21 protein-coding genes are annotated in these 22646 nt (G+C 34.3%); 8 read left to right on the forward strand and 13 right to left on the reverse strand.

Annotated elements, in window-relative coordinates; genetic code table 11:
- Positions 1–2 precede the first annotated feature (2 nt).
- From ACFX5F_RS01225 to ACFX5F_RS01240, 4 genes are read right to left on the reverse strand one after another with little or no spacing between them, the layout of a single operon-like run.
- Positions 3–2117 (reverse strand): DUF4301 family protein, encoded by a 2115-nt coding sequence (locus tag ACFX5F_RS01225; RefSeq protein WP_379849135.1) that lies wholly within the window; start codon positions 2115–2117, stop codon positions 3–5.
- Complete coding sequence (gene pnuC, locus ACFX5F_RS01230) at positions 2078–2701, reverse strand: nicotinamide riboside transporter PnuC (RefSeq protein WP_379849137.1); 624 nt, start codon at positions 2699–2701, stop codon at positions 2078–2080. Before pnuC ends, ACFX5F_RS01225 begins: the two co-directional genes overlap by 40 nt.
- Positions 2702–2715: 14 nt before the next feature.
- On the reverse strand, positions 2716–3462 hold the full coding sequence (locus ACFX5F_RS01235) for a phosphoglycerol geranylgeranyltransferase (protein WP_379849139.1): 747 nt from the start codon (positions 3460–3462) through the stop codon (positions 2716–2718).
- A gap of 36 nt (positions 3463–3498) precedes the next feature.
- Positions 3499–4143: a 4'-phosphopantetheinyl transferase family protein gene (locus ACFX5F_RS01240; RefSeq protein ID WP_379849777.1), complete on the reverse strand. Its 645-nt coding sequence runs from the start codon at positions 4141–4143 to the stop codon at positions 3499–3501.
- A 283-nt stretch (positions 4144–4426) separates the two neighbouring features.
- Here ACFX5F_RS01240 and ahcY point away from each other — a divergent pair, with 283 nt between their 5' ends.
- Together ahcY and ACFX5F_RS01250 are read left to right on the forward strand one after the other, a co-directional pair.
- Positions 4427–5743, forward strand: coding sequence for an adenosylhomocysteinase (ahcY, locus tag ACFX5F_RS01245; RefSeq protein WP_379849141.1), 1317 nt, complete (start codon positions 4427–4429; stop codon positions 5741–5743).
- 240 nt (positions 5744–5983) lie between these two features.
- Positions 5984–8308: a patatin-like phospholipase family protein gene (locus ACFX5F_RS01250; protein WP_379849143.1), complete on the forward strand. Its 2325-nt coding sequence runs from the start codon at positions 5984–5986 to the stop codon at positions 8306–8308.
- Positions 8309–8650: 342 nt separating this feature from the next.
- Here ACFX5F_RS01250 and rpmA read toward each other — a convergent pair whose 3' ends face one another.
- Together rpmA and rplU are read right to left on the reverse strand one after the other, a co-directional pair.
- Positions 8651–8917 (reverse strand): 50S ribosomal protein L27, encoded by a 267-nt coding sequence (gene rpmA / locus ACFX5F_RS01255; RefSeq protein WP_035669638.1) that lies wholly within the window; start codon positions 8915–8917, stop codon positions 8651–8653.
- A 23-nt stretch (positions 8918–8940) separates the two neighbouring features.
- Positions 8941–9363 carry a 50S ribosomal protein L21 gene (rplU, locus tag ACFX5F_RS01260; protein ID WP_379849145.1) on the reverse strand — a complete coding sequence of 141 codons (423 nt, stop codon included), beginning with the start codon at positions 9361–9363 and terminating at the stop codon, positions 8941–8943.
- Between the two features lie 264 nt (positions 9364–9627).
- Here rplU and ACFX5F_RS01265 point away from each other — a divergent pair, with 264 nt between their 5' ends.
- Positions 9628–10953: a M16 family metallopeptidase gene (locus ACFX5F_RS01265; RefSeq protein ID WP_379849147.1), complete on the forward strand. Its 1326-nt coding sequence runs from the start codon at positions 9628–9630 to the stop codon at positions 10951–10953.
- A gap of 13 nt (positions 10954–10966) precedes the next feature.
- A complete protein-coding gene (locus ACFX5F_RS01270; RefSeq protein ID WP_379849149.1) occupies positions 10967–12382 on the forward strand; it encodes a M16 family metallopeptidase in 1416 nt (471 codons plus the stop codon).
- 78 nt (positions 12383–12460) lie between these two features.
- Here ACFX5F_RS01270 and ACFX5F_RS01275 read toward each other — a convergent pair whose 3' ends face one another.
- Positions 12461–13327: a DMT family transporter gene (locus ACFX5F_RS01275; protein WP_379849153.1), complete on the reverse strand. Its 867-nt coding sequence runs from the start codon at positions 13325–13327 to the stop codon at positions 12461–12463.
- Positions 13328–13432: 105 nt separating this feature from the next.
- Between ACFX5F_RS01275 and ACFX5F_RS01280 the strand changes: the two genes are divergently transcribed.
- Positions 13433–13813, forward strand: coding sequence for a heavy-metal-associated domain-containing protein (locus tag ACFX5F_RS01280; RefSeq protein ID WP_379849155.1), 381 nt, complete (start codon positions 13433–13435; stop codon positions 13811–13813).
- 14 nt (positions 13814–13827) lie between these two features.
- Here ACFX5F_RS01280 and ACFX5F_RS01285 read toward each other — a convergent pair whose 3' ends face one another.
- The 5 genes from ACFX5F_RS01285 to mutY all read right to left on the reverse strand — a co-directional run bounded on the left by ACFX5F_RS01285 (position 13828) and on the right by mutY (position 17922).
- The gene (locus tag ACFX5F_RS01285) at positions 13828–14214 is read right to left on the reverse strand and encodes an energy transducer TonB (protein ID WP_379849156.1); all 387 of its coding nucleotides are present in this window, start codon (positions 14212–14214) and stop codon (positions 13828–13830) included.
- Positions 14215–14507: 293 nt separating this feature from the next.
- A complete protein-coding gene (gene gldD, locus ACFX5F_RS01290; protein ID WP_379849157.1) occupies positions 14508–15071 on the reverse strand; it encodes a gliding motility lipoprotein GldD in 564 nt (187 codons plus the stop codon).
- Positions 15072–15077: 6 nt separating this feature from the next.
- Positions 15078–16373 carry a gliding motility-associated protein GldE gene (locus tag ACFX5F_RS01295; RefSeq protein ID WP_379849159.1) on the reverse strand — a complete coding sequence of 432 codons (1296 nt, stop codon included), beginning with the start codon at positions 16371–16373 and terminating at the stop codon, positions 15078–15080.
- Positions 16374–16396: 23 nt separating this feature from the next.
- On the reverse strand, positions 16397–16837 hold the full coding sequence (locus tag ACFX5F_RS01300) for a single-stranded DNA-binding protein (protein ID WP_379849161.1): 441 nt from the start codon (positions 16835–16837) through the stop codon (positions 16397–16399).
- Between the two features lie 50 nt (positions 16838–16887).
- The gene (gene mutY, locus ACFX5F_RS01305; RefSeq protein ID WP_379849163.1) at positions 16888–17922 is read right to left on the reverse strand and encodes an A/G-specific adenine glycosylase; all 1035 of its coding nucleotides are present in this window, start codon (positions 17920–17922) and stop codon (positions 16888–16890) included.
- Positions 17923–18043: 121 nt separating this feature from the next.
- On the opposite strand from mutY, the gene ACFX5F_RS01310 reads away from it, so the two are divergent.
- Together ACFX5F_RS01310 and ACFX5F_RS01315 are read left to right on the forward strand one after the other, a co-directional pair.
- Positions 18044–18346 carry an HU family DNA-binding protein gene (locus ACFX5F_RS01310; protein WP_465254609.1) on the forward strand — a complete coding sequence of 101 codons (303 nt, stop codon included), beginning with the start codon at positions 18044–18046 and terminating at the stop codon, positions 18344–18346.
- A gap of 316 nt (positions 18347–18662) precedes the next feature.
- Positions 18663–20207 carry an Rne/Rng family ribonuclease gene (locus tag ACFX5F_RS01315; RefSeq protein ID WP_379849165.1) on the forward strand — a complete coding sequence of 515 codons (1545 nt, stop codon included), beginning with the start codon at positions 18663–18665 and terminating at the stop codon, positions 20205–20207.
- 168 nt (positions 20208–20375) lie between these two features.
- Here ACFX5F_RS01315 and ACFX5F_RS01320 read toward each other — a convergent pair whose 3' ends face one another.
- On the reverse strand, positions 20376–20819 hold the full coding sequence (locus ACFX5F_RS01320) for a nucleoside deaminase (protein ID WP_379849167.1): 444 nt from the start codon (positions 20817–20819) through the stop codon (positions 20376–20378).
- A gap of 38 nt (positions 20820–20857) precedes the next feature.
- Here ACFX5F_RS01320 and ACFX5F_RS01325 point away from each other — a divergent pair, with 38 nt between their 5' ends.
- Positions 20858–22639 (forward strand): 1-deoxy-D-xylulose-5-phosphate synthase, encoded by a 1782-nt coding sequence (locus tag ACFX5F_RS01325; RefSeq protein ID WP_379849169.1) that lies wholly within the window; start codon positions 20858–20860, stop codon positions 22637–22639.
- Positions 22640–22646 lie beyond the last annotated feature (7 nt).

Genomic DNA, 22646 nt, shown 5'->3' on the forward strand with positions numbered 1-22646 from the left:
TTTTATTGAGGCTGGTGTGCCGATTTTAATAAATCATTTACGCTTTTTACTGGATTAAAGGTAATTAAAGGTACTTGAACAAATATGGTAATCCAATTTGCCATAGCACCATTCCATAAACCAGGCAATTCATATGCTTTGATTTGTGTATTTGAGGTATTTTTCTCAACAATGAAACCACTATTGTGGTCGACAAACTTCGTTAAATCAAATTTTTCGTTTTTATAATTTTTAATTCCGCAAACTAAGTCAACAGGATTAAAATGAGTGGCATCTGCTAAAATAGTAACTTGACTTTCATTGTTTAAGTCAACTTGCGACGATTCTACTATTTGTAATGAAACCGCGTCATTTTCATCTCTGACCCAAAACGGACCTCCTCCAGGTTCGCCCTCATTTTTAACCATCCCGCATACCCGAATAGGTCTGTTTAATTTGTCTTTAATTATACTGATTTTATTTTCTAAGCTTAATGCATCCGCTTCATTTGCTGTTTCTACATTTAATTTTTCTTTGAGGAATTTTAAAATTTCTTCAATTTCTATGATTCCAACCTTTTTTAGTTCAATAAGAGTCAAATAACTAAAAATTTGTTGCTGAAGTTCAATCAATGTTCCAGCCAGAGCTTTTTTATAGAAGGCTATTTTTTCATTATTATTTTGAATGACATTATCGATGTTTTTGATAAAAATAATATCTGCATTTAATACATTTAGGTTTTCAATTAGAGCACCATGACCTCCTGGTCTAAATAGTAATTCACCTGTGTTAGTTCTGAATGGATTGTTCGTTGTGTCAACAGCAAGAGTGTCAGTGCTTTTGTTTTGGCAAGAAAAACTTATGTTTATTGCTGTTTTCGATTCTTTTTCTACTGTGTTTTTCGTAAGATTTATTATGTTTTCAAATTGCTCTTGATGCGTTTCGGATACTGTAAAATGTAAAAGAGAGTTTCCGTTGGAGCTGCTATAATAGCCGCACTCATACAAATGCTCTTCAATAGGTGTCGCTATCCCTGTCGAGTATTTGTGGAATGGTAAAATTCCTTTTGGTTTATTGGCAAAATCAAAATAGTCAGAAGATAACAATAACTTTATAAAGTAATAATTCTTATAATCTCTTTCTAGAGAATCAAAACCCGTAAATGCTTCTTTTAATTTTTTATCTATTTCTTTGAAAAAAGGAAATTTTTCCATGCCGATAATAAAAATAGATAGCTCTGCATCTTTTTTTCTGTTTACATAAGCATTGATACTTTCGTTTTCGAAATCAAACTCATTCAAAAAAGTGTTTAAAAATTTAAACATTCTGCTTGCGGCACCAGATGCCGGCACGAATTTCAGTAGATTTAAATTAGATTTATGGATGTCAAAATAAGCGGCCTTTTGTTTAAATTCATTTTCGGAAAGTTTTAAAATTCCGTTTGATAAAGTTGCAGGTTCAACTAAGACGGTTTTTGGGATACCCTTTTTGAAAACTTGCAATTGTTTTTGAATATTTTGAATTGGAATTCCATGTTCATATATTTGGATAAAATCAAGAGAGGAAAGTCCCATGTTTTTTATGATTGTCAAGTCATCAATAATTGCAATTGCTTTTTGCAAACGTGAATCTTTGTCTCCTGATAGCGGAATAAATGGTTTTTTATTATCGATCAACGTCTGTTTAAAAACGGCAAAAACAGATTCTCTACCATCGGCTTTATCTCTTAAGTCATCTTTTTCCCATGGAACATCAATGTCCGTGAGAAAAAACAAATCATATTCGTGTTCTAGTGCTGCTTTGTTTAGTAAAGGGTCGCAATAATTATAATAAACTTCTGAAAAAACTTTGGTTACCAGTAGATTAGTGTCGCAAAAAAGATATTTATTGGCAACGGTTGCTCCTTCATTTTCTAAATAAGTTTGGCCGTATGCAATAGGTAGCATATCATTACTTTCGCAAATTCGTTTTTCATTATCCCATTTTTGCTGCAGGTAGTCACGTGCAAACTCAGCTACCCAAACCGTTTTGTAGTGTTCAGCCAGTTGTTTTGCTAATGTTGTTTTGCCGGTACTTTCAGGTCCGAAGAGCGCAATTTTTAAGATTGCAGTTTCTTGCTGTTTAAGATTTTTCTCCATTCTAAATACGCTAAAATAGCTAAAATTGTAAAAATTAAATATTGCAAAGCTAAGATCCCAAGTCCGCGATAAGCATATAAAGGTGTAACAATTAGATCTCCAATAATCCAAAGAGTCCAATTTTCAATTTTTTTGTTGGCCATATACCACATCCCCGTGAAAAATATTCCTGAGGAAATAATATCTATATAATTATCACTATGAATTGTATAGTCAAATAGATTATATATCCCGAAAACTACAAAAATTGTGATAAAAAACAATAAAATTCCAATTATTTTTTCATTTTTATTCGTTCTTGTTATTGGTAAGTTATCATTGTCTTTTGTTTTTCTGGTCCATTTGTACCATCCATAAATACTCATAATTGAAAAATAGCCGTTGATTAACATATCTCCTATGTAGCCTGCAAGAAATAGTAAATAGACCGTAATAATTGTTGCGATAAGTCCCGTGGGGTAAACTAAAATATTTTCTTTTCGTGCGTACCAAACGCTTAGAATTCCAAATACGAAAGCTATGAATTCTAGTAGAATTTGAGTTGTGGTAGCCTCTTTGTAGGCATTTAAAAAAAAATCTATCATTTCTATTTTAAAATTTAGTCTTTTGAATATACAGCTGAAGACAATGCGATATCAAAAAAATTAATATCGTTTTCAAACGCAGTCCCAATCACCACTATATCAGCGCCTGAATCATAGGCTTGTTCAATTCCGTGCAAATCTATGATTCCGCCGCCAACAATTAGAGGAATTTGGGTGTTTTTTGATACTATTTGTATCATTTCTAGAGGCACAGCTTGTTTTGCTCCGCTTCCTGCTTCCAGATATATTAATTTATTGCCTAACATTTCACCAGCTTGTGCTGTTGCCAATGCTAAATCTAGATTATTTCTGTCTAAAGGTTTTGTTTTACTAATTCGTTCTACGGCAGTTTCACTACCGCTTTCAACCAAAATATAACCTGTAGAAATAATTTCGAGTTGGGTCTGTTTTAAATAGGGTGCTGCTTTTACCTGATGTGTAATTAAAAAGTCAGAATTGCGACCAGAAATCAAAGACAAAAATAAAATGGCATCGGCTTTATCTGAAATCTGCGACGGGTTTCCTGGGAATAGAACTACCGGTAAATTACAGTTTTGTCTGATTATTGTAATTAACTCATCAAGAATATTAGTTTTGACCTGGCTTCCGCCAATGAAAATGTGGGTTGCAGGAGACTGATTGATTTTAGAAATTAAAACAACCAGATTTTCTAAAACTACTTTATCAGGATCCAGAAGAATAGCAAGCAATTTTTTACTTTCGCTTTTAAATTTTAAAATATCGTTGTAAATCTTAGTCATAGTTTTTACTGCTAATTCGCAAATTTGGATGTTTTTTTAATTTTCAAAGGCGTAAACCAAAGTAAAATCCTCTAATTCTTCAAAATGAATATTGAAATATTTAATTAATTTATTAAAATGGAGAGCAGCTTTATTTTGTTTAGCGTTTAATTCAAATTCATAAACATTTATATGATTTTTAAAACTAATTCCTTTTTCATTTCGGATTTTAAAAATGGCTTCTTTGGCTCCCCAAATTACGGTCAATTTCCGAATGTAATTTTGTTTTTTTTCAGTCTCAAAGCTTGGCGATAAGAATTGAAATTCTGAGTCACAGAATTTATCTGCGATTCGGATGATTTTGTCTCTTTGCAATTCGATGTCGATACCTACGGTTTCGTGACTGATAATAATTGCCGAAAAATTATGGGAATGTGTTATCGAAATATGCTTCTCTCCATGAAGATGCGGTTTGCCGAATTCGTCATAATACAAATCTAAATCGGTGTGGCCTGTTTCCTGTAACAACTTGCGAACACTAAGAAAAGCGCGCCGGTGCATTTCGGATTTCATTCCGTCAAGGCGCATGCGATTGCTATCATTTAAGACGACTTGTTCAAATAGTTCTGTAAAGGATTCAGTTACTTTCCAAACGAGAATTTGGGTCGTGGAATTGAAGTTTATGGTTTTGAAAAGCGGCATCGTTTTTTTAGTTTCGTTTTTTAGCCCCGGTAGCAGCGGCATCCTTTTTTCAGGCTTTTTTGCGTGGAAAAAGATATAGCGAATAACGGGAAATAGCTCCAGAAACTGAAACAAGTCCAACTTAATGAAATTATTTAGTTAATGTTCAAAAGATTAGCGAATTAAACAATTCATAAATCTTTTAGAAAACAGTTAAATTCTAAAGTTATTCCGTAAATTTGCAAAAAAATTTTACGCCCGAGCCTAAAGGCGAACGGACGAAGTAATTACAAATATACTATAAATGAGTACTACAACTATGCCTTTTGTGGCTTTCAAAGTTAAAGACATTTCTCTAGCGGCTTGGGGAAGAAAAGAAATTGAACTAGCAGAAGCTGAAATGCCAGGTTTAATGGCGCTTCGTGCTGAATACAAAAACGAACAACCACTTGCTGGTGCTCGTATTGCTGGATGTTTGCACATGACAATCCAAACTGCGGTTTTGATTGAAACTTTAATTGCTCTTGGTGCTGAAGTGACTTGGAGTTCTTGTAACATTTTCTCTACTCAAGATCAAGCTGCTGCTGCAATTGCTGCTGCAGGAATTCAAGTTTATGCTTGGAAAGGTTTGAACGAAGTTGATTTTGACTGGTGTATTGAGCAAACATTATTCTTTGGTGAAGACAGAAAACCATTGAACATGATTCTTGATGACGGTGGAGATTTGACGAATATGGTTATTGACCGTTTCCCGGAATTGGTTGCTGGAATTAAAGGACTATCTGAAGAAACTACAACTGGAGTTCACAGATTGTACGAAAGAGTAAAAGCAGGAACATTGCCAATGCCTGCAATCAACGTGAATGACTCGGTTACTAAATCGAAATTTGATAACAAATACGGTTGTAAAGAATCTGCAGTTGATGCGGTTCGTCGTGCAACTGATATTATGCTTGCTGCAAAAAGAGTAATCGTTTGTGGTTACGGTGACGTAGGTAAAGGAACTGCAGCTTCTTTTAGAGGTGCTGGTTCTATTGTTACCGTTACTGAAATTGACCCAATTTGTGCTTTACAAGCGGCAATGGACGGTTTTGAAGTTAAAAAATTAGACACTGTTGTTGGTAATGCTGATATTATCATCACTACTACTGGAAATAAAGATATCGTTTTGGGTACTCATTTCGAAAAAATGAAAGACAAAACTATCGTTTGTAACATCGGGCATTTTGATAACGAAATTGATATGGCTTGGTTGAACGAAAACCACGGTGCATCAAAAATTGAAATCAAACCACAAGTTGACAAATATACTATTGCTGGAAAAGATATTCTTATTCTTGCTGAAGGTCGTTTGGTAAACCTTGGTTGTGCTACAGGTCACCCAAGTTTTGTAATGAGTAACTCATTTACAAATCAAACTTTAGCACAAATCGAATTGTGGAAAAACAGCGCGGCATACAACAATGACGTGTATATGTTACCAAAACATTTAGATGAAAAAGTTGCAATGTTGCACTTAGCTAAATTAGGTGTTGAATTAGAGACTTTACGTGTTGATCAGGCTGATTATATTGGAGTTCCAGTTGAAGGACCGTTTAAACCAGAATATTACAGATACTAGTCTAAAATTAGATTTTTAGATTATTGAATTATTTAGAACCCTTGCAGTCCCGAAGTTTCGGGAGCGAGGGTTTTTTTTGTTTTTCAATCTGAAAGACAATGATATATAAAAAATTATTAAGAGATGTAACTTCTTCAAACCACATACCATGTACAAAATTATACTATATTTGCCTGTCAATTAACATTTTTTAAGAAGCAAAATACTACTCCTATTTTTAAATATTAAATACTACTACTTTTGGAAAAAATAGCTTATCTATTCGTCTTATTAATTTCTTTATCGCTTAGTGAAATTGTTTCCGCCCAGGGGAAAAAACCTAAAGTGGTTTTGGTGTTAAGTGGTGGTGGCGCCAAAGGAATAGCGCATATCCCACTCTTACAAGCTTTAGACTCCTTGCACATTGTTCCTGACCTTATTGTAGGAAACAGTATGGGAAGTGTTATTGGAGGAATGTATGCAATGGGATATTCTGGTGACAGTATTCAAAAAATAGCCAAAAATATCGATTGGGACAAACTACTAGGACGAGATATGTCTTTAAAAAGTGTCAGTGTGGAAGAAAAAAGCGAGTTTGAGAGATATTTGGTTGGAATAGGAATTAAGGATGGTAAACCGACAAGTGTGAGTTCTTTATTAAATGATCAATATTTAAGAGAATTTCTTACAGAGCTGACTTTTCCTGTTTATAATGTAAAAGACTTTGATAAGTTAGCTATTCCATTTAGAGCAATGGCTACAGATGTTGTATATGGTAAGGAAGTAATTCTCAGCAAAGGAAATTTAGCTTTTGCTATGCGATCGAGTATGTCATTACCCGTGGTTTTTAAAACCATGCCTTACGAAAAAACTCTTTTGGTTGACGGTGGCGTAATGAATAATTTTCCAACGGATATTGCTAAAAAAATGGGTGCAGACATTATAATTGGCAGTGACGTGGGTGGGGGAATGGAACCTATAGATAAATTAGACAACTTTGTGGCTGTACTGATGCAAACTAGCATGTTTCCCAGTAACATCAAAGATCCGGAAAATCGTAAACTATGTGACATCTTAATAGATCACTTGCCTAACTTGAGATTTTCTACATCTGATTTTGCAAAAAGCAACGAAATCTACAAAGATGGTAAAATTGCAACCAATCTTAATCTAGGCACATTAGTAGCATTAGCAGAAAAATTAAAAGGATTCAAACAACGAACTCACAAACTGCCAAAGGTTTCCAGCGAATTTGTCATCGACACGATCGTTTATAAAAACATCAGCAAGGAAAATCTTCCTCTTGTTATTGCTCGAACAAATATCAAAACACATACAAAGTATAATACTAAAGATTTAACAGCATGTATAAATGGTGCCATGGGCACAAATCTTTTTAACCAAATTACCTATAGTTATTTCGTTTACGACGAAGACAAATTAGGATTGCTGATAAACGGGTTAGAATTTTCTAAAAACCAAGTTAATGCCTCCCTGCATTATGACACTTATAGAGGAGTTGGGCTAATTTTTAACTATAATGCAAGAAACGTTCTAGCTGAATCTTCCCGCCTTCTTTTTACTGCAGATATAGCAGAACAACCAAAAGTAAGAATTGATTTTCAGAAAAATTTTGGAAAAAAGAAAGACTGGTGGTGGGGAACGGAACTCTATGGTGCATTCCTACAACAGGAAATCTTCGTTGATGGAAAATCAGTAGATAATATGCTGTACAAAGCTGTCGAATTCAATAATGAAGTAAATCGAAATTTGAATTCACTGAACAGTTATCTTGGATTTGGATTAAATTATAGTTACACCGTGGTGAAGCCTAAACATGATCCCGATATAAATGATAATGTACTATCTCTTAAGAACTATAATTTTAGCAACTTAGAAGTAAGCGCACATTATTCACGAAATGGGATGGATAAAGTTTTTTTTGCAACAAATGGAACAATTTTAAAAGCAAATATAAATCGATCGCTTCACAATGGCATTAATATAGCTTTTACGGAAGCGGATTCAACCGATTTTTCGGGGTCAACAAATAACTTCACTAAAGTAGGATTCGCATTTGAAAAAAGACTTCAAATTAAAAAGAAGATTACTGGTATAATAGGATTTGATGCTAATTTTATTTTTCAAGACAAGGTAAAAGATAATGCAGGCTCTTTTTCTAATTATGGCTATGCTGCAAAATATTTCCTTGGAGGTTTTATTCCAAGTTCCGGCAGTAATCGTTTCGTTTTTCCTGGGCTTCATGAGGACGAGCTGAGTGTTACTCAATTTATGTCTATTAAACTTGGCGTACAATTGAATCCCTTGGGTAAATTTTACCTGACTCCACATTTCAATATTGCATCCATTGGCTATGGCAACTTTAACGAATACATAACTGACGTCTCTTATACAAAGGCAAATTGGGACGACAATAAAGAAACCAGTTTGTTGATGTCAGGAGGAGCAGCGATTTCCTATCAATCGATTTTAGGGCCTATTCATTTTGACACTTCATGGATAAATAATATTGACAAAGTGAGATTGTTTTTTAGCGTGGGATTTTCATTTAACCCGTCTAATTAGAGTATGAAACTATATTACAGATGCTAGTGTGAAATTAGATTTTTAGATTTATATAACCTTGGTAAAAATGCCATGTTTTTTTGGCTTGACCCTTCGTAAAAACTACGGGTCGGGCTATTCGTTGCAATCTTTTATTTCGCTGCGCTGCATAAAAGAATTTTCACTGCTATCGCTTACGCAAAGCTCGCAGCGTTCAAAGGCTAAGAGCTTTTTTAATCTAAAAATAAAAATCATCAATTTCGTCTCTCTTTCCTTCTTAGAGTCCCGAGACTTTAGGGTGGGAGAGGAGACAAAAAAACCCGTTTCTCACGAAACGGGTTTTTAAATAATTGAGAAAATCAATTATGCTTCAACTTCGAATGGAAGTATAGAAACATACGATTTGTTATCTCTTTTCTTCTGGAAGAAAACAACTCCATCTACTCTTGCGTGTAGTGTGTGATCTTTACTGATGTAAACGTTTTCACCTGGATTATGTTTTGAACCTCTTTGTCTTACGATGATGTTCCCAGCAATAGCAGCTTGACCACCAAATATCTTAACGCCTAAACGTTTTGATTCTGATTCTCTACCATTCTTAGAACTACCGACACCTTTCTTGTGAGCCATGACGTATTAGTTTTATTTTGTTATTATTCTTTTGTGTCTTCTTTTTTAGCTTTAGCTACCTTTTTCTTAGGAGCTTCAACTTCTTCTGTAGTTGCTTCAACTGCTGCTTTTTTAGGAGCTGCTTTCTTTGCACCAACACCAGTAATACCTTCAATTACAATTTGAGTAAGATACTGTCTGTGACCGTTTCTCTTTTTGTATCCTTTTCTTCTTTTCTTTTTGAAAACGATAACTTTATCTCCTTTTAAGTGTTGTAACACTTTAGCTTCTACTGAAGCACCTTCTATAGCTGGGGCGCCTAAAGTGATTGCTCCGTTATCATCTAATAAAAGAACTTTGTCAAAAGAAACTTTTGAACCTTCTTCATTAGTCAAACGGTTAACATAAACCTTTAAGTCTTTGCTTACTTTGAACTGTTGCCCTGCTATCTCTACGATTGCATACATACTGAATTGTTTTAATAATTTTTAAGGTTGCAAATATACAATTAAATATTTATCCCGCAATCTCTTAAACAAAAAAATAATGTTCCTATTCTATACTTTGTTTTTCAGTCGGTTATCTCCTTTGGAACTATATTAATCTCCTGTGAAATTTGTTAAAATTAATTGAAAATTAAAATGATCTGACAATCGTCATTAAAAAAAGGTATTTTTGAAGTAGAATTATTTTCGTTTTTATCTATTGCAAATAGAAATGTATTAATCCCTATGAATAAAGTAATAATAATGTTAAGTACTGCACTTATGCTTGGAGGAATAGCTTCGGCTCAAAAAATAGCTTTCGAAGAATACGATTTAGATAATGGCTTGCACGTCATATTACATAACGATCCATCGGCACCAGTTGTTGTAACGTCTGTTATGTATCATGTGGGTTCTAAGGATGAAACGCCGGACAGAACAGGATTTGCCCATTTTTTCGAACATTTATTATTCGAAGGAACAGAAAATATAAAAAGAGGCGAGTGGTTTAAAATCGTTACGTCCAATGGCGGAGTAAATAACGCCAATACCTCAGATGATCGTACTTATTATTACGAAGTGTTTCCATCGAACAATTTAGAATTGGCACTTTGGATGGAATCCGAAAGATTAATGCATCCGGTAATCAATAAAATTGGTGTTGACACGCAAAACGGGGTAATAAAAGAAGAGAAAAGAAGTCGTTATGATAATCAGCCTTATGGAAATATTATTGGAGCTGTAAAAGAAAATATGTTCAAGAATCATCCTTATCGTTGGACTACAATTGGCTCGATGGAGCATTTAGATGCTGCGACTTTAGAAGAATTTCAAGCTTTTAATAAAAAGTTTTATGTTCCAAATAATGCCGTACTGGTTGTTGCAGGAGATTTCGAAAATGCCAAAGCCAAGGAATGGATTGAGAAATATTTTGGATCAATCCAAAGGGGAAAAGACATAAAAAAACAAACTTTTGTCGAAGAACCGATTACGCAAACTATAAGAGCGAAATACGAGGATCATAATATTCAGATTCCAATGGTTGTGGCCACTTACAGAACTCCGTCAATGAAAACGAGAGATGCCAGAGTATTGGATTTGATTTCGTCTTATTTAAGTGACGGGAAAAGTTCTAAACTTTACAAAAAAATAGTTGATGAGAAAAAAATGGCGTTACAAATTGACGCTGTTGGTTTTAGTCAGGAAGATTACGGAATGTATATTTTGTATGGATTGCCGATGGGAACGCATACTTCTGAGGATTTAATAAAAGAAGTTGATGAAGAGATTGTAAAAATGCAAACCGAATTGATTTCGACGAAAGATTTCCAGAAATTGAAAAATACATTTGATAATCGTTTTGTAAACAAGAATGGGAATCTGGAAGGAATCGCCGAAAATTTAGCGACTTATTATTTGCTTTATGGTGATGTCAATTTAATAAATTCAGAGATTGATCTATTGCACTCTATAACGAGAGAAGAAATTAGAGATGTAGCCAAGAAATATTTAAATCCAAATCAAAGACTTATTTTGGATTATGTTCCTTCAAAAGCGAAGTCTCAAAATTAAGACGCTTTCAATCATGAAAAAAACAACTATTCTATTATTCATTTTGTTCATAACAGGAATCATGCAGGCACAAAATCGTCCACAACCTAAACCAGGAGTTTCTCCGGTAGTAAATATAAAAAAACCGCAAACTTTTACCTTAGATAATGGTCTAAAAGTAATGGTTGTTGAAAATCACAAATTACCGCGAGTAACTTTTAATCTTGCGCTAGACAATGAACCTTTTGTCGAAGGAATTAAAAAGGGTGTGGATGAATTATGCAATAACATGATTGGAAATGGAAGCGTAAAAATTGCAAAAGATGCCTTCAATGAAGAAATTGATTTTTTAGGTGCTAATATAAATTTTGGTTCTAAAGGGGCATATGCCAATTCTCTTTCTAAATATTCAGGAAGAATTTTAGAACTCATGGCAAATGGATCGCTACACCCGAATTTTACACAAGAAGAATTCGATAAAGAGAAAGCAAAACTATTAGAAGGTCTTAAAGCGGAAGAAAAAAGCGTTCCTGCAATAGCTAATCGAGTGGTTGAAGCACTTACTTTTGGAAAAAATCACCCTTCGGGCGAATATATGACCGAAGAAACACTGCAAAACGTAACACTTGAAGATATTAAGACCAATTATGAAACCTATTTTGTACCGGAAAATGCTTATTTAGTTATCATTGGAGATGTGAAATATAACGAAGTAAAGCCAATTGTAGAAAATCTTTTTGGCTCGTGGAAAAAAAGAAGCACTCCGAAACTGACCTATCCCGCTCCCCAGAATGTTCCGTTTACCCAAATAAATTTTGTAGATGTTCCCAATGCTGTTCAATCCGAAATTTCATTGGTAAACACCCTGAATTTGAAGATGAGCGACAAAGACTTCTTCCCGGCAGTCATTGCCACTTATATCCTGGGCGGAGATTACAGCAGTTATTTAAACATGAATTTAAGAGAAAAACATGGTTGGACTTACGGTGCAAATTCAATTATTGGCTCTGGTAAATACGTTGCAAAATTAAAATCGACGTCGGCAATACGAAGTTCCGCTACCGATAGCGCCGTGGTAGAATTTATCAAAGAAATTAAAAAAATCAGAACTGAAAAAGTATCAGTTGATTTACTTAACAACGTAAAAGCGGGTTATATAGGAAGATTTGTAATGCAAGTGCAAAAACCACAGTCAATTGCCCGATATGCTTTAAATATAAAGACAGAAGAACTTCCCGATGATTTTTATGAAAATTATATTAATACCATAAACGCTGTAACTCCTGATGATGTGATGCGCGCGGCTAGTAAATATTTCCTTTTAGATAATACGCGAATAATTATTGCTGGGAAGGGATCGGAAGTGATTCCTGGGTTAGAAAAACTAAATATTCCAATATTTTATTTTGACAATTACGGTAATCCTGTGGGAAAGCCGGTGTACAAATAATAGTTTATATTTCTACCTAAACAAAAGAGGCTGCCTTTTTCGGACAGCCTCTTTTGTTTAGGTAGAAATATCTGAAAACTACTTCTTCGCTGATAAATAAACGCCGATCAGAACAATAAACGCCCCGAAAAATTGAACTGATGTTAGCATTTCATTGTCTAATAATCCCCAGAAGAAAGCAACTATTGGAATCAAATACGTTACCGATGTAGCAAAAACAGGAGATGACATTTGGATCAGTTTAAAGAAAAGAATATTCGCGATTCCGGTTCCTACGACTCCTAAAATCATAATGAACAAAATCGAATGTTGCACTTTGGCCACATGAACTACTTCGAAAAAGCCCGAAAAAGATAAAATGAGAAAAGTGGGGATAACTAAAAAAGCAAAATTTCCCGTGGTAATACTCAACGGACTCAAATCATGTAAATATTTTTTTAGTAAATTGACATTAATGGCATAACAGATAGAAGCAATTATAACCAAAATCGCATAGTAATAGTTTTGTTCAGGATGATTTATAGCTCCATTAAAAACCAAAAGCATACTTCCTACGAGTCCTATAAAAACTCCCCAAACCTGACTTCTTTTGAAATTTATCCCAAAAGCCATCGCTCCCAAAATTAACGTGTTTAATGGGGTCAAGGAATTAAGAATGGCGGTTATGGAGCTGTCTATTTCTGTTTCCGCAATAGCGAAAAGATAGGCCGGGATGAATGTCCCAAACAGTGAAGTAAGTGCGATATATTTCCATTTTTCTTTTGGGATTTTTGTTAAACTTTTAAAGCCTATCAATAACAGAAAAATGGCTGCAAATAGGATTCGCAACGAACCCAACTGCAAAGCGCTTAATCCTACCAATCCTTTTTTTATTAATATAAATGAACTTCCCCAAATCAAGGCAAGAATCATCAGGTAAACCCATTTCAATTGTCGTGCATTCATAAATCTAAATTTGCCCCAAAATTGTAATAATTTTATGAATTACGGTTCCTTTTTTTTCATTAATTTTGCAAATGATTATTAGGTAATTAATTTAAATCTCATAAAATGAATTTCACAAAATCAATAGCGGCGGTAGTAATTGCAAGTCTTTTGTTTATAAGCTGTAAAAATAATTCAGAACCTACTAAAACGGGTATAGCCACAACAGAAACTACTGCGCCTAAAGTTAAAAAAGAAATTGCAGCTGCTAATTTGCAAACAGCAAGTTTTAAAGTAGAAGGTATGACTTGTGCTATTGGTTGTGCCAAAACTATACAAGAAGAATTAACGGAACTTGATGGCGTGCAAACAGCAACAGTAGATTTTGATAAAAAAAGGGCTACTGTAACCTTTGATAAAACGGTTCAAAATCCTGAAAGCCTGACTAAAGTAGTTCAAGCTACGGGCGACGGTAAAACATACAAAGTGTCGAATATGAAGTCGTAATCCGGCTTGTTTTTTTAATTCGCTATTACTGGAAATTGTAACTCATACCTCACTTTAAGTCCATTACGTTCAGCAGGAGTCCATTTTGGGCATTTTTTTATCGCTTTTATCAATCGTTTTTCCGATCCGTCCTTTACATTGCCTAAAATTTTTATATCCGTCACGCTACCGTCAATATCAATGACAAAATTCACATATAAACGGTTAAGCGGACCTTCAATTTTCGGAACTGGTAAATCTCTACCTATAGCTATATAAAATGCATAAAGCCCACCTGGATATTCCGGCTTTTTATCTATCTCTTGAACACTCAGATTATTATTTGAAACATTTGTATTATCCTGACAAAAAGCAAATTGGATTGAAAAAAAAGTAATTATTAATAATAGAACCTTCTTCATAAAGCCTAATTTTAGATTAAATATTTAAACATTTATATTTTTTTTATCCTGTAAACCAAAGCAATCATCTGACAATCTAATGCTATATTATAACAATATAGCAAAGTCACTTATACTGTTGGCACTATTTCAGAAATTCCTTTACTATCGTTCTCAAGTCCATAAATCCTTCTCGAATTGATGGTTGCATTATTCGAAATGATTCCGCAAATTAACCACTAAAAGACCCTATCCACAATACCCACTTTTAGTGATATTTACTCTTTATTCAAAAATTGATCACTTAACAGCAATTACTTCCATTTCAATGTTTCCATCAGTCTTTGCATGTCATTTCTAACGTAGCTTGCTGCTGGCATAATAGAATCAAAGTTGGGTTTTGCATAGAAATAAACGGAGCCTGTTACAAAATGTTTCGTACTGTCTGTCACATAGAATTGGGAGTTGGTAGCTGCATTTCCATCAACCTGATAAAACATTCCGTACACTTTTTTAGTAGGATTCAAATACGGTTGTTCTAATATATCATCTGCTTTTATTACGTGCTCGTAGGTCAATTTTTGAGCGTCTTTCAATAATTTTGCGATGTTGTTGTTCACGGGTTTATAAGTCAAATAAATCGTGGCTTTCATTTTTGGATACGTGATAGTAAAACCGCAATCTTTCTCTCCTTTTATAACAGCTTCTGAATTCATTTCGAAAGCAAATGGGCATTCATTTTCAAAACCAACATATTTTGCTTCGGGATAATCCAATCGTAAATAACTTGCTGGTTTGGGTATAATATCGTCTTTACAGCTAAAACTTAAGAATGATACCAATGCTATTGTTGAAAAAGTGATTATTTTTTTAAACATTTTTAATTATTCAATCGTTACTTTTATTTGTTTTATGCGTTTTTTGTCTACCGCTTCTACCGTAAACTGGCAATTTTCGAATGAAATTTTTTGATCTTTTTTTGGAAAATTTCCTAAAATCTCTAGAATAAATCCGGCTAATGTTTCGGCTTCTCCTTTTTTTATTTCGAATAATTCTTCGTCAACTTCAATAATTCTATAGAAATCTTTTAGATTTATTTTTCCTTCAAAAAGATAATTTTTATCATCAATTTGAGAAAAATTGAGACTTTTATCATCAAATTCATCACTGATGTCCCCCACAATTTCCTCGATTACATCCTCCAAAGAAACCAAACCGGAAGTTCCTCCATATTCATCAACAACAATAGCCAAATGGCTTTTCATGCTTTGAAAGTCTTTTAGCAAATTATCCAGTTTTTTATTTTCCGGAACAAAAAATGGTTCTCTTAATAAGGTTTTCCAGTCAAATTCACTGGTGTTTATATGAGGCAATAAATCTTTGACAAACAAAACGCCTTCAATCTGGTCAATATTGTCTCGGTAAACAGGAATCCTTGAATATCCTTTTTCTATAATTTTTGGACAAATAACTGAAAAAGATTCTTCTATTTCTAAAGCAAAAATATCTATTCTGGGGCTCATTACTTGCTTGGTGTCCGTATTTCCAAAACTGACAATTCCTTCTAATATTTTTTGCTCTTCCGATGAGGTTTCGTCAGAGTCGGTAAGTTCTAATGCTTGTGATAATTGATTGACAGAGAAATTGGTCTTTTGTTTTCCTAATTTATTATGCAAATATATAGTTGCTGCTCGCATTGGCAAACTCAAAGGTGAAAGCAATTTGTCAAGTGCTGCAATAGGATAAGCAATCAACTTGGCAAACTTGATATTATTTCGGCTGGCGTATACTTTTGGTAAAACCTCTCCAAATAACAATAATAAAAAGGTAACTACGATTACTTCCAGAATAAATTTTAAAACGGGTGAAGTCACAGCGGCAAATAAATTTTTTCCAATAAATGAAAACAGGATTACTACGCCAATGTTGATGAAGTTGTTCGCTACAAGGAGCGTGGCTAACAGTTTTTTTGGTTTTTCTAAAAGTTCTGATATGATTTTTCCTTTAGAAACATTTTCTTGTATTGTTTCGTCGATGTCTTTTTGTGACAATGAAAATAAGGCTACTTCTGCTCCTGAAACTAAAGCAGAACAAAATAATAAGGCGAATATCCCAATAAAACCGAATACTAAATCAGTATCAATGGTATAGGAAAAGAATAAACTGGGCTCTGGGTCCAAATTAAATAAGATTAGTTAAACAATCAAAACGGTAAATCATTGATAGGGAAATCGTTTTTTTCTGGGTCAAAGTTAGTGTTTTTTGTGGATTCCGAACTTTGAATTTGTTTGTTGCTGTCGTTATCCTTCTTTGTAGACAAAAAAGTAAACTCCGTCACTTGAATTTCGGTCGTGTATTTAGTAGATCCATCCTCAGCTTGCCACTGACGGGATTTTAATCGTCCTTCAACATATATTTTGTCACCCTTGGAAAGGTATTTTTCACAAAGTTCAGCCGCTTTATTGCGTACCACTAAATTATGCCACTCTGTAGAAGTGATTTTTTCGTTGGTGGTTTTATTGATGTAAACTTCATTGGTGGCTAATTGAAACCTACCGATACAGTTGCCTCCGTCAAAATAATGCATTTTGACTTCGTCACCCAAATGCCCTATTAGCATAACCTTATTTAAAGTTCCATTCATGATATTCAAATCCTATTTCAATCAAAGATACATTATTTTTGCAATGCTATTTATTCCTTTTCTATAAAATTATAAATCACAATGGGGAATGGGAATGTTCTTAAAACGCTGTTGTTTATTCCGTTTTCAATGCTTCCGTTTAGGTTGACTTTCCAAAATTTGATATGCAAATGTTGATGTGATAATTTATGGATTATACTTTTGTCGTTATCTTCTAATATGCTTATAACGTTATTGTCCATAAAATAATCAGTTTGTATTTGCTCGGAGATAAAATCGAAATTCTCTTCCTTTTCTGTTTCTATCAAAGGGAATTCATATAAGTTATGCCAAATCCCTTTGGCAGTTCGTTTTTGAATTATCGTATTTTCCTTTTCATCTGCAACAACAAGATAATTAAAGTATCGATTGCGAACTTTTAACTTTTTAGACTTCACCGGCAATTGGTCTACTTTCTTTTTTTGTAAAGCAGCGCAACTTTCGTTAAAAACACAGATGCTACAATTCGGGCTTTTAGGAACGCATTGCAAAGCGCCAAACTCCATAATGGCCTGATTGAATGTTGCAGGGTTGTCTTTTGGCATTAATTCGAAAGCCAAGGCGGCAAATTCTTTTTTGGCGGAAGCCTGCACAATATCCGTTTCAATATCAAAATAACGGGACAAAACCCGAAATACATTTCCGTCAACAACAGGAACCGCTTCATTGTAAGAAAAAGAGGCGATTGCGGCGGCAGTATATTCTCCAACTCCTTTTAGTTTCAGTAAATCGGAATAATTGCCTGGGAATATTCCGGCTAAATCAAAAGCGATGTATTGAGCAGTTTTGTGTAGATTTCGGGCACGGGAATAATAACCCAATCCCTGCCAAAGTTTTAATACTTCCTCTTCATTGGCTGTAGCCAAATCAAAAACCGTTGGAAAAGCAGTAGTGAAAGATAAAAAATAAGGCATTCCTTGTGCTACTCGCGTCTGTTGCAACATGATTTCGGAGAGCCAAATTGGGTATGGATTGGTGGTATTTCTCCATGGTAAATCACGTTTATTTTGTAAATACCATTTTATCAATACGTTAGAAAAATTCATCTTTAAATATTAGAATGCAAAAGTAAAAGTTTATGTGATTAAAATTTAATGAATTAGCTTGAATATTTGTTTTTTAAATTCCTATATTTGCAAACTCAAAAAAATAGTACAACATAATAAAATAGGAAAGAAAATGACGAAAGCAGATATCGTAGCAAAAATTTCAGAAAAATTAGGTCTTGAAAAAGGAGATGTTCAGGCAACTGTAGAGACTTTTATGAATGAAGTAAAAAATTCATTAGAAACTGGAGACAATGTTTATTTAAGAGGTTTTGGAAGTTTTATTGTAAAAACTAGAGCAGAAAAAACAGGTAGAAATATCTCAAAAAATACAACAATAAAAATTCCTGCACATAACATTCCTGCATTTAAACCGGCAAAAGTTTTTGTTGAAGGAGTAAAAATAAATAACGAAGCAAAATAACATAATTAATTAATCATAAAATCTTCAAGATATGCCAAGCGGTAAAAAAAGAAAGAGACATAAGGTAGCGACTCACAAACGTAAAAAAAGAGCGAGAGCTAACCGTCACAAAAAGAAAAAGTAGTTTTAAACTACTTTTTTCTTTTTAAAAGTTCATTGAAATCGAAAGTTAGTAATCAGTATTCAGGTTTTAGTATGCAGTTAACTGCAAACTCAACACTGCAAGCTGCCAGCTAATTTTCCCCGGGTACAATACCTGTTAAAATATTGTTTAATCCATTTGTTCGCTTTGGCGAATAGATAAAAAATTTACAGCGTGAATAAAGAATTAATCATCCGATCCAGTTCTGAAGCCGTAGATTTTGCCTTATTAAAAGATGGAAAACTAATTGAATTACACAAACAGGAAGAAAAAAGCAACTTTCAAGTAGGCGATATTTTTATTGCCAAAATACGAAAACCAGTTGCCGGACTTAACGCTGCTTTTGTAAATGTTGGCTTCGAAAAAGATGCCTTTTTACATTATCATGATTTAGGACCAAATTTAGCTTCCCAATTGAAATTCATAAAACTTGTAAGCGCAGGTAAATTAAAAGATTTCTCCCTAAAAAACTTTCAGTTTGAAAAAGAAATAGACAAAGATGGTACTATTACTGATGTATTAAGTGCCAATCAATCTGTTTTAGTACAAGTCGTCAAAGAACCAATATCTACCAAAGGACCTAGAATTAGCGCTGAGCTTTCTCTTGCCGGACGTTTTATTGTTCTGGTTCCCTTTTCTGACCGTGTTTCTATTTCACAAAAAATAGAAGACAAAAAAGAAAAAGACCGTTTGAAACGATTAGTACAATCCATCAAACCAAAAGGATTTGGTGTTATTGTTCGCACAGTAGCCGAAGGCAAAAATACAGCCGAATTAGAAAAAGATTTGCAGAACCTGCTTAGCAGATGGACTGCAATGTGTAAAAAATTACCGACTGCTCATCATCCGTCAAAAGTATTAGGAGAACTCAATAGAGCCTCTTCGATATTAAGAGACGTATTTAATGATACCTTTAGTGGTATTCAAATTGATGATGAAGAGTTGTACAACCAAACGAAGGATTATTTGCAAGAAATTGCACCTTCAAAACAATCAATTGTTAAGTTTTATCAATCAAACGATACACCTATTTTTGAGAAATACAACATAGAGAGACAAATCAAAACATCCTTTGGGAAAACAGTTTCCATGAGTAAAGGGGCTTATCTTATTATCGAACACACTGAAGCTTTACACGTTATAGACGTAAACAGCGGAAACCGTTCTAATAAGGCCACTAATCAGGAAGACACCGCAATGGAAGTGAATATGATTGCCGCTGCCGAAATCGCCAGACAATTACGTCTTCGTGATATGGGTGGTATCATTGTAGTTGATTTTATCGATATGTCTAATCCAGAAAATCGTAAAGTTTTGTTCGAGTTCCTAAGGGAAGAAATGAGCGATGATAAAGCAAAACATAAAATCTTACCTCCGAGCAAATTTGGATTAGTCCAAATTACAAGACAAAGAGTAAGACCAGAAGTAAACATTAAAACTAGAGAAGAAGATCCAAACAATATTGAAGGCGAAATTGAAGCGCCAATTCAAATCATTGATAAAATTGCTTCCGATTTAGAAAGAGTTTTAAAAAACCACAAAGAAGTGGTACTTAATGTACATCCATTTGTGGCCGCATACCTTACCAAAGGTTTTCCATCATTACGTTCAAAATGGTTTCTTGAACATAAAAAGTGGGTGAAAATCATACCTCGTGACGCTTACACGTACTTAGAATATCATTTTTACGATAAAAAGGAAAATGCTATTATTGAATAAATCAAAACCGCCTTTCGCAAGATTGGCGGTTTTTTTATGTCTTTTTTTTTTAGGAGCTATTTCCAGCTATTCGCTATATCTTTTACAAAGCTTCCAGCCTTCAAAAGGCTGGAAGCTTTGTAAAAGGATGCCGCTTCTATCCGGGCTAGGGAATTTGTGTAAGCAGAACTATTTTCTTTTCGCAGCAAAAAACCGCTTCATCAACTCCAAAGCTTCTTCAGCTAAAACTCCACTAACAACAGTAGTTTTAGGATGCAGTTGCGTACCCATTTTTGTAAACCCGCGATTTTCATCTGTTGCACCAAAAACAATTTTTGAAATCTGGCTCCAATACAAAGCGCCGGCACACATTTGGCAAGGTTCCAGTGTGACGTACAGCGTACAACCTATTAAATATTTTCCTCCAAGATAATTAGCTGCGGCAGTGATGGATTGCATTTCGGCATGAGCCGTAACATCGTGGAGTAATTCAGTTAAATTATGACTTCTGGCAATAACTTTATTATCAATTACGATTATGGCACCAACAGGAATTTCATCTTTGTCAAAAGCCATTTCGGCTTCCTGCAAAGCTTTTTTCATAAAATATTCGTCAGTGAAAGGGTTTATCATAACTGCAAAAATAAGAATTCAATTCGTACATTTGCTTTATGTCAGATAATTTACTTTCAAACATAAATAACCCAACCGATTTACGCCAGCTTGACGAAGCCCAACTTCCTCAAGTAGCTCAGGAATTACGTAATTTTATTATAGATATTGTATCTGTAAAAGAAGGACATCTCGGCGCAAGTCTTGGAGTTGTAGAATTGACCATTGCTTTGCATTATGTTTTTGACACACCAAACGATTTATTGATTTGGGACGTAGGACATCAAGCGTACGGACATAAAATACTCACGGGCAGAAAAGAAATTTTTCATACTAACAGGCAACTCGGTGGTATTTCAGGTTTCCCTAAAAGAAGCGAAAGTATTTACGATGCTTTTGGTGTAGGACATTCCTCGACTTCTATTTCGGCAGCATTGGGAATGGCAATTGCTTCTAATTTGAAAGGCGATTACGATAAACAACATATTGCGGTGATTGGAGATTCCTCTATCGCATCAGGAATGGCTTTTGAAGGATTAAATCATGCCGGAGTTACAGATGCTAATTTATTGGTCATTCTTAACGATAACGCCATCGGTATTGATCCAAGCGTTGGTGCATTAAAAAAGTATCTTACTGCCGTAAAAGAAGGAAAAAACCCAAGGCAGAATAATATGATCAAATCATTGAATTTTGATTATTCGGGTCCTATCAACGGTCATGACATCTTTGCCGTTATCAAAGAACTGAAACGTTTGCAAAAAGTAAAAGGACCAAAATTTCTTCATATCATTACCACCAAAGGCAAAGGACTACAACAAGCCGAAGAAAATCAGGTTAAATATCATGCTCCAGGGAAATTTGACGCAATTACGGGTGAAATTCATATAAAATCCGACGAGAATTTACCTCCAAAATACCAGGATGTTTTTGGTTTGACCGTATTGGATTTGGCTAAAAAAAATAAAAAAATTATAGGAATCACACCTGCAATGCCTTCGGGAAGTTCTCTCAAATTCATGATGGACGCACTACCGAAACGCGCTTTTGATGTGGGAATTGCAGAACAACACGCCGTTACATTAGCCGCAGGAATGGCGACGCAAGGCATGGTTGTTTTTTGTAATATCTATTCCACTTTTTTGCAAAGAGCCTACGACCAAGTCATACACGATGTAGCTTTGCAAAATTTACCCGTTATTTTTTGTTTGGATAGGGCAGGATTAGTGGGAGAAGATGGTGCAACGCATCACGGGGTTTTTGATTTAGCTTATTTGCGCTGCATTCCAAATATTATTATTTATTCCCCGTTGAATGAAATTGGATTGCAAAATATTTTATATACCGCACAATTAGGATTAAATAACCCTATTTCTATTAGATATCCTCGTGGTCGTGGTGTGGTTGCCGATTGGCAGTCTAAAAATTTTGGAAAATATGACAAAATAGAAATTGGCAAGGCTATTTGTCTCCAGAAAGGATCGAAAGTAGCTGTTCTATCTAATGGGACTATTGGGAATAATGTTACTTTGGCAATAGCCAAGATGCAGCATCCAGAAACAATTGCGCACTACGATTTTTCTTTTGTCAAACCATTAGATGAAAGTTTGTTACCTGTTATTTTTGCAAAATTCGAAACTGTAATCACAATAGAGGACGGTGTTATTAAAGGTGGGTTTGGTGGTGCTATTGTGGAGTTTGCTTGTTCACATAATTACACTTCAAAAATAATAATATTGGGTATTCCGGATGAATTTATCGAACAAGGAACTGTTGATGAACTACAACAATACTGCAAAATTGACGTTAAAAGTCTAGAAATACTTTTTTCAAATTATTAAAATAATT

The organism is Flavobacterium zhoui, from assembly GCF_042787235.1.
Classification (GTDB): domain Bacteria; phylum Bacteroidota; class Bacteroidia; order Flavobacteriales; family Flavobacteriaceae; genus Flavobacterium; species Flavobacterium zhoui.